Annotated in this window: 6 protein-coding genes; 4 read left to right on the top strand and 2 right to left on the bottom strand. The window is 71.1% G+C overall.

Features of this window, described 5'->3' with window-relative positions; all coding sequences use genetic code 11:
* Nucleotides 1-136: 136 nt before the first annotated feature.
* On the bottom strand, nucleotides 137-1,165 hold the full coding sequence (locus VIP82_RS08730; RefSeq protein ID WP_331907669.1) for a hydroxyacid dehydrogenase: 1,029 nt from the start codon (nucleotides 1,163-1,165) through the stop codon (nucleotides 137-139).
* A gap of 85 nt (nucleotides 1,166-1,250) precedes the next feature.
* Entirely contained in the window at nucleotides 1,251-2,378 is a 1,128-nt protein-coding gene (locus VIP82_RS08735) for a substrate-binding domain-containing protein (protein ID WP_331907671.1), read from the bottom strand.
* Nucleotides 2,379-2,509: 131 nt separating this feature from the next.
* Between VIP82_RS08735 and VIP82_RS08740 the strand changes: the two genes are divergently transcribed.
* The 4 genes from VIP82_RS08740 to VIP82_RS08755 form a co-directional block, all read left to right on the top strand.
* Nucleotides 2,510-3,844, top strand: a complete 1,335-nt coding sequence (locus tag VIP82_RS08740; protein ID WP_331907673.1) for an extracellular solute-binding protein — start codon at nucleotides 2,510-2,512, stop codon at nucleotides 3,842-3,844.
* Nucleotides 3,845-3,848: 4 nt separating this feature from the next.
* A complete protein-coding gene (locus VIP82_RS08745) occupies nucleotides 3,849-4,847 on the top strand; it encodes a carbohydrate ABC transporter permease (RefSeq protein ID WP_331907675.1) in 999 nt (332 codons plus the stop codon).
* A 2-nt stretch (nucleotides 4,848-4,849) separates the two neighbouring features.
* A complete protein-coding gene (locus VIP82_RS08750) occupies nucleotides 4,850-5,725 on the top strand; it encodes a carbohydrate ABC transporter permease (RefSeq protein ID WP_331907677.1) in 876 nt (291 codons plus the stop codon).
* Nucleotides 5,726-5,922: 197 nt separating this feature from the next.
* The coding region (locus VIP82_RS08755; protein ID WP_331907679.1) for an ATP-binding protein at nucleotides 5,923-6,401 on the top strand (479 nt) is incomplete at its 3' end.

Raw genomic sequence — 6,401 nt, forward strand, 5'->3', positions numbered from 1 at the left:
TCCCCGTCCGCGTCGCCGACGCGCGACCAGCCGCCGCGGTCGGTCACGGGCGGGGCCGGAGCCCACAGGTCCGGGTCGAGCGCAGCGCGGGCGTCGCGCGTGAACCGCTCGAGGAACGACGTCGAGGCAGCCATGGCTACGCGATGACGGCCAGATGGCGGCCGGTGATCGGCGCGGCGAACGCGCCCGTCTCGCCGAAGCGGACCACCTCGTCGATGATGTGCGCGGCGAGACGGGAGTTCTCGTTGCCGACCGAGCCCGCGAGGTGCGGGGTCAGGAAGGTGTTGGGCGTCGACCACAGCCGGTCGCCCGCCGGGAGCGGCTCGCGCGCCGTGACGTCGAGCAGCGCCACGAGGTCGCCGCGGTCGAGGCGGTCGGCCAGCGCCTGCTCGTCGACGAGCTCGCCGCGCGCCGTGTTGATGAGGGTCGCGCCGGGGCGCATGCGCTCGATGAGCTCCCGGCTGATCATGCCGCGCGTCGACGACAGCGACGGCGCGTGCAGCGTGACGACGTCACTCGTCTCGACGAGCTCGTCGAGCGTCACGACCTCGACCCCCAGCGCGCGGCGCTGCTCGTCGTCGAGGGTCGGGTCCGACACGACCACCTCGACGTCGAGCGTCGCGAGCCGGTCGAGCAGCAGGCGCCCCACGTGCGAGGCGCCGACGACGCCCACGCGGATGCCGTGCGCCCCGATGCCGGGCCAGGCGCGCCCCGAGTCGGGTTGGCGGCCGAGCGCGCGGTACTGCTCGCTCGCCCACAGCACGCGCTTCGCCGCGAGGATCACCATCGCGAGCGCGAACTCGGCGACGGGAACGGCGTTGGCCGCCGCGCTCGACGCCACGGCCACGCCGCTGTCGAGCAGGGCGTCGGTCACGACGGGCCGGACGGTCCCCGCCGAGTGCGCGACCGCGACGAGCGACGGCAGCGCGTCGCGCACGTCGCCCTCGACGGCGGGCGTGCCCCATCCGGTGATCACCACCTCGGCCTCGGCGAGCAGCTCGCGGTCGCGCGGATCCGTGGGATCGAGCGGCCCGGGCGCCAGCAGCCGCAGGCGGGGGTCGGCGATGAGCCGTGCGACCTCGGGAGCGTCGAAGACGCTCGAGAACGTGCTGTCGGGCATGAGGAACGCGACGGTGCGTCGCACATCGTCCTCGGGGTGCGGCATGTCGGCTTCTCCTTCGTCTCCGACGGCGGGACCTACGCAACGCGACGACGACGAACGGAGTCAAGCCATTCAGTTCAAACAAACATCATTCGAACATCGACGCCGGGGACCCGGTCGACCGACGCGGCACGAGGTTCGGGCGCAGCGTCATGTGGCGCGAGGTGAGCACCCGCTCGGGCGTGGCCGACACGCGGTCGAAGAGCATGCCGACCGCGACCCAGCCGACGTCGCGCTTGGGCGGCCCCACGGCGGTGAGCGGGACGGCGGCCAGCGAGGCGACCTCGTCGTCGTAGGCGATGACCGACAGGTCGCCCGGGATCGACAGCCCCGTCGCCAGGGCCGCCTCGACGAACTCCACGGCATAGCGGTCGGAGTGCACGAACACCGCCGTCACGCCCGCCTCGAGCGCCCGTTCGAGGTACGCGATGCTCTGCTCGCGGATCCCCTGCCGATGGTCGATGACCTCGACCGCGTCGAGGTCGTCGAGCCCGAAGGCCCGGACCGCGCGGTCGAACCCGACGCGCAGGTGCGGCATCGTGGGCGTCTCGAAGGTGACCATGCCCACGCGCCGGTGGCCCAGCTCGGCGAACAGGCGGATCGCGACGACCGCGCCCGCCGCGTGATCGGTGCGCACGAGGTCGAGAGCCCCCGCGTTCACCGCGTCGTCGAGCGACCTCTCGACCACGACGACCGGGACCGGCGAGTCGACGAGCTGCCCGAACGTCTCGAACTCGTCGTTCGTGCTCGACGTGACGAGCAGCCCGTCGACCCCGCGCTCGATCATCCGCTGGATCTGGGCGCGCTCGCGCTCGGGGTCGTAGTCGGAGATCCCCAGGACGAGTCGGCCGCCCATCGCCTGCACGCGCTCGACGGCCCCGTCGACGATCGCCGGGAAGTAATAGCCGGGGTCGGGCACCACGAAGCCGAACGTGAACAGCGGCTCCTTCGCGACGGGGGCCGGCCCCATCGACGACCGCGGCGGCGGACGGTGGCCCGCAGCCGTCACGTCGGTCCGCTCGGCGTGCACCGCGTCGTCGACGGGGACCGCTCCCCCGTGCACGCGGCGCAGCATGCCCCGATCGGCGAGCTCGCCCAGGTCGCGCCGCACCGTCATCGCCGAGATCCCCATGCGCTCGGCGAAGTCGGTCGCCGACAGGCTGCCGTGCAGCTTCAGCTCCGACAGGATCCGCCCCTGCCGCTGTGTCAGGTCCATCGAACCTCCATGTTCGATTTCTGAGCGAATGAATATCGAGGCTTGACCTTACATCCGCGGCGCTCCGAGGATGAGGCCCGTTCCGACCGCCGGCGACGGCGGCGGACGCACGTAGCGATGGAGGTACGTTCATGCGCACACCCGCGCCTTTCTCCCGCCGGGCCTTCCTCGGCGGGATGCTCACGACCGCAGGCATGTCCACCCTCGCCCTCGCCGGCTGCTCGACCAGCTCGTTCAGCGGCAAGGCCCGGACGATCACCGTCATGACCGTGTCGAGCGAGGTCACCGACGAGCTGCTCGCCGCCTGGGAGCAGTCGCACCCCGACATCGGGCTCTCGTTCATCAACTTCGACCAGGTCCGCCTCAACTCGATGATCGCGGCGGGCAACCCGCCCGACGTCGTGCGCGCGACGGGCGCCTCGCAGTCGGCCTACTACGCGGCCCGGGGCCTGTCGCACCCGCTCGACGACTACATGAAGGCGTCGAGCGTCGTGAGCTACGACGACCTCGCCGTCGTGAACGACGTGTGGCGGTGGGACGGCAAGGTCCAGGGCCAGGGCCCGCACTACGGCATGACCAAGGACTGGTCGCAGGACTTCATGTACTGGATCAGCACCCGCATGTTCGAGGAGGCGGGCCTCGCGATCCCCACGGCCGGCACGCCGCTCACGTACGACGAGCTGCTCGAGCACGGCCGGGCCATGACGTTCCGCGAGGGCGGGCGCGTGACCCAGTACGGGCTGTTCAACACGACCCCGTCCGTGGCGTCGATCTCGCAGATGGTCGCGACGGCGGGCGGCACGATCTACAACGACGACCTGTCGGTGATCGACTTCACCACGCCCGAGGCGCAGCGTGCGATGCAGTGGTTCGTCGACGTCGCGAAGGAGCAGGTCGGCTACACGTTGGTCGACGTCAGCCCCGAGGGCTGGGACTGGCCCGCGTTCCAGGCGCAGCGCCTCGCGATGGACGGCGCCGGCTACTGGATGACGGGCACGATCACCCCCGAGGACGAGGTCGCGCAGTACGCCCGGCTCGTGCCCGCCCCGGTCATGGGAGACACCCGCGTCAGCCCCGCGCGCGCCGCGACCGGGTTCTGGATCGCCGAGGACTCGACGATGAAGGACGAGGCGTGGCAGTTCATCGAGTGGTTCTGCGGCGGCCGGCCCGCTGCGGACCGCGCGAAGCTCGGCGGCGGGATCCCGCCGATCGACAGCCTGTACGACTCGCTGCCGCAGGAGACCGCCCTGCAGAAGCAGGCGTACGAGACGCAGATGAACGAGCTGCAGTACCTGCAGGCGATCCCCGCCTCGCCGTTCATCGACCCCACCGCCATCGACGCGTCGCTCTCCGACAAGTTCGCCCGCGTCGTGCGCGGCGACATGACCGTCGGGCAGTGGGCCGACGCGACCACGACGTCCGTCAACGCGCTGCTCGCCAACGGCGCCTCGCTCGTAGGGATGTGACCGCATGACCGTTCTCACCTCGGAGCAGGCGACCGCGCAGGCCGCCGCTCCCCCGCAGGGCACGACGGCCCCGAAGCGGCGGACGTCGCTCGCCCGCCGCAAGGAGGGCCGCGCGTTCTACGGCTTCATCTCGCCGTGGCTGATCGGCACGGTCCTGCTGACGCTGTTCCCGCTGGTCTACGCGTTCGCGATCAGCATGACCAACTGGGACGGCATCTCGCCGTCGTTCTCCTGGGTGGGCCTGCGGAACTACGGCGACGTGCTGACGGATCCCGACACCTGGGCGAGCCTCGGCCGCACGGGCCTGCTGGCGCTCGTCGTCGTGCCGATCACGATCGTGGGCAGCCTACTGCTGGCGATCCTGCTGAACCAGAAGGTGCGCGGGCGCACGTGGTTCCGCGTGTTCATCTACCTGCCGGCCATCGTGCCGCCCGTCGCGGCGACCCTCACGTGGAAGCTGATCTTCGACCGCGACACGGGCGCGCTCAACGCGTTCCTCGCGACTCTCGGCATCGACGCGGTCGACTGGTTCAACGGCGACGCCGTGTTCGGCGTGCTGATCTGCGTCATGCTGTGGGGCATCGGCGCCGGCGTGATCATCAACCTCGCCGCACTGCAGGACGTCTCCCAGGAGCTGCTCGAGGCCGCGACGCTCGACGGCGCGAACGCGCTGCAGCGGTTCTGGCACATGACCCTGCCGGCGATCTCGCCCGTCATGCTGTTCCAGACGATCACGGTGACGATCGGCGCGCTGCAGACCTTCGTGCCCGCGCTGCTGCTGTCGCCCGCCGCGGGCGCGGCCGCGATCACCGCGGTCCCCGAGGCCAACCAGATCTACATGATCGACGTCTACGCGAAGTACTTCGCGTTCTCGCAGTACGGCCCGGCGTCCGCCATGCTCTGGCTGTTCTTCCTGGCCATCCTCGTCGTCACCGTGCTGACGTTCCGCATCGGCGGGCGCACGGTGTTCTACGCGGTCGATCCGTCCGAGGAGGGACGCTGACCATGTCCGAGACCCTGGCGACCACCGCCCCGGAGGTTCCCCGCAGGACGCGCTCGACGCTGCGCGCGCGGCGGCCCGGTGTGTTCATCACCCTGACGATCATCTCGATCGTCCTGCTGCTTCCCTTCCTGCTGCTGGTCCTCACCTCGCTCAAGTCGGCCGACCAGCTCTCGAGCGGCGACTTCGTGTGGATCCCGGTCCCCGCCGCGATCCAGAACTTCGTGAGCGCCTTCACCGAGGAGCCGTTCGCGATCTACGCGCTGAACTCGTTCTTCCTCGCGACGATCTCGGGCGTGCTGTCGACCTTCTCCTCGGCGCTCGTCGGGTACGGGTTCGCCCGCCTGCGCGGCCCCGGCAAGAAGTTCATGTTCGGCGTGCTCATCTCGATGATGCTCGTTCCCGGCATCGTCACCCTGATCCCCACGTACCTGCTGTTCTCGCAGATCGGCCTCGTCGGCACCTACTGGCCGTGGGTGCTGTGGGGCATCTCGGGGTCGCCGTTCATGATCTTCCTCTACCGCCAGTTCTTCGCGGGCCTGCCCCGCGCGCTCGAGGAGGCGGCCACGCTCGACGGATGCTCGCGGTTCGGCACGTTCATGCGCATCTTCCTGCCGGTGTCGAAGCCCATCATCGTGACGGTGTTCGTGCTGTCGTTCACGGGCGTGTGGGGCGACTTCATCACCCCGAACCTCATGCTCAACTACGACAACACGACCCTGGCCGTCGCCCTCGCGTCGGGCTACGTCAACGACCAGGGCTTCCCGCTCAACAACCTCATCGCGGCCGCGTCGATCCTCTACGTCGTGCCGATGATCGTCGTGTTCCTCTTCGCGCAGCGCAGCTACGTGGCGGGATTCTCGACCGCGGGCATCAAGTAGCCGCGTCGAGGAGGTCGCGGGGGCCCGCAGCGGTCGAGCCTGCCGGCTCCACGTGCGTGGAGGCGGCCGACTCGACCGGCGCGCGGGGGTGGGCGGCGGGCAGTAGGGTCGACGACGGACTTGGCCGCCGGAGCGGCCCTCGCGGCAGCGATCCACCCCCGTGGCACAGGAGGCGGCATGGTTCAGGGCGGACGTCGGTGAGCCCGGTCGAGGCGTCGCCTCCCGGTCGGCTCGCCGTCGTCGGGTCGTGGACCCTGCGCACCGTCGACGAGCTCGCCGACGTCCGCGCCGAGCTCGAGTCGCGCCTCCCGTGCGAGTGCCCGGCGGCGCGGGTCGGGCCGTCCGACGAGGCCGGCGGGCTGTCCGGCCGACAGCGGATGGTGCTCGTCGCGAGCGAGCTGGTGGCGAACGCGCTGGAGCACGCCCGGCCCCCCGTCACCGCACGGCTGCTGTGCGACGGCGACGTCGCCGTGCTCGACATCGTGGACCACAGCCCCGAGGCGCCGCCGGTCGTCCCGCTCGACCGCGAGCCCGGCGAGGGCGGGCACGGCCTCCGGCTCGCGCAGAAGGTCGCCGACACCGTCGGCTGGTACCGCACGGACCGCGGCGAGAAGCACGTCTGGGCCCAGTTCGTCACGCCCGCTCCGGCGTCCGTCGCCGCCGCGCCCGCGGGCGC

Origin of the sequence: Microbacterium sp., from assembly GCF_036566905.1 — a bacterium.
GTDB lineage: Bacteria > Actinomycetota > Actinomycetes > Actinomycetales > Microbacteriaceae > Microbacterium.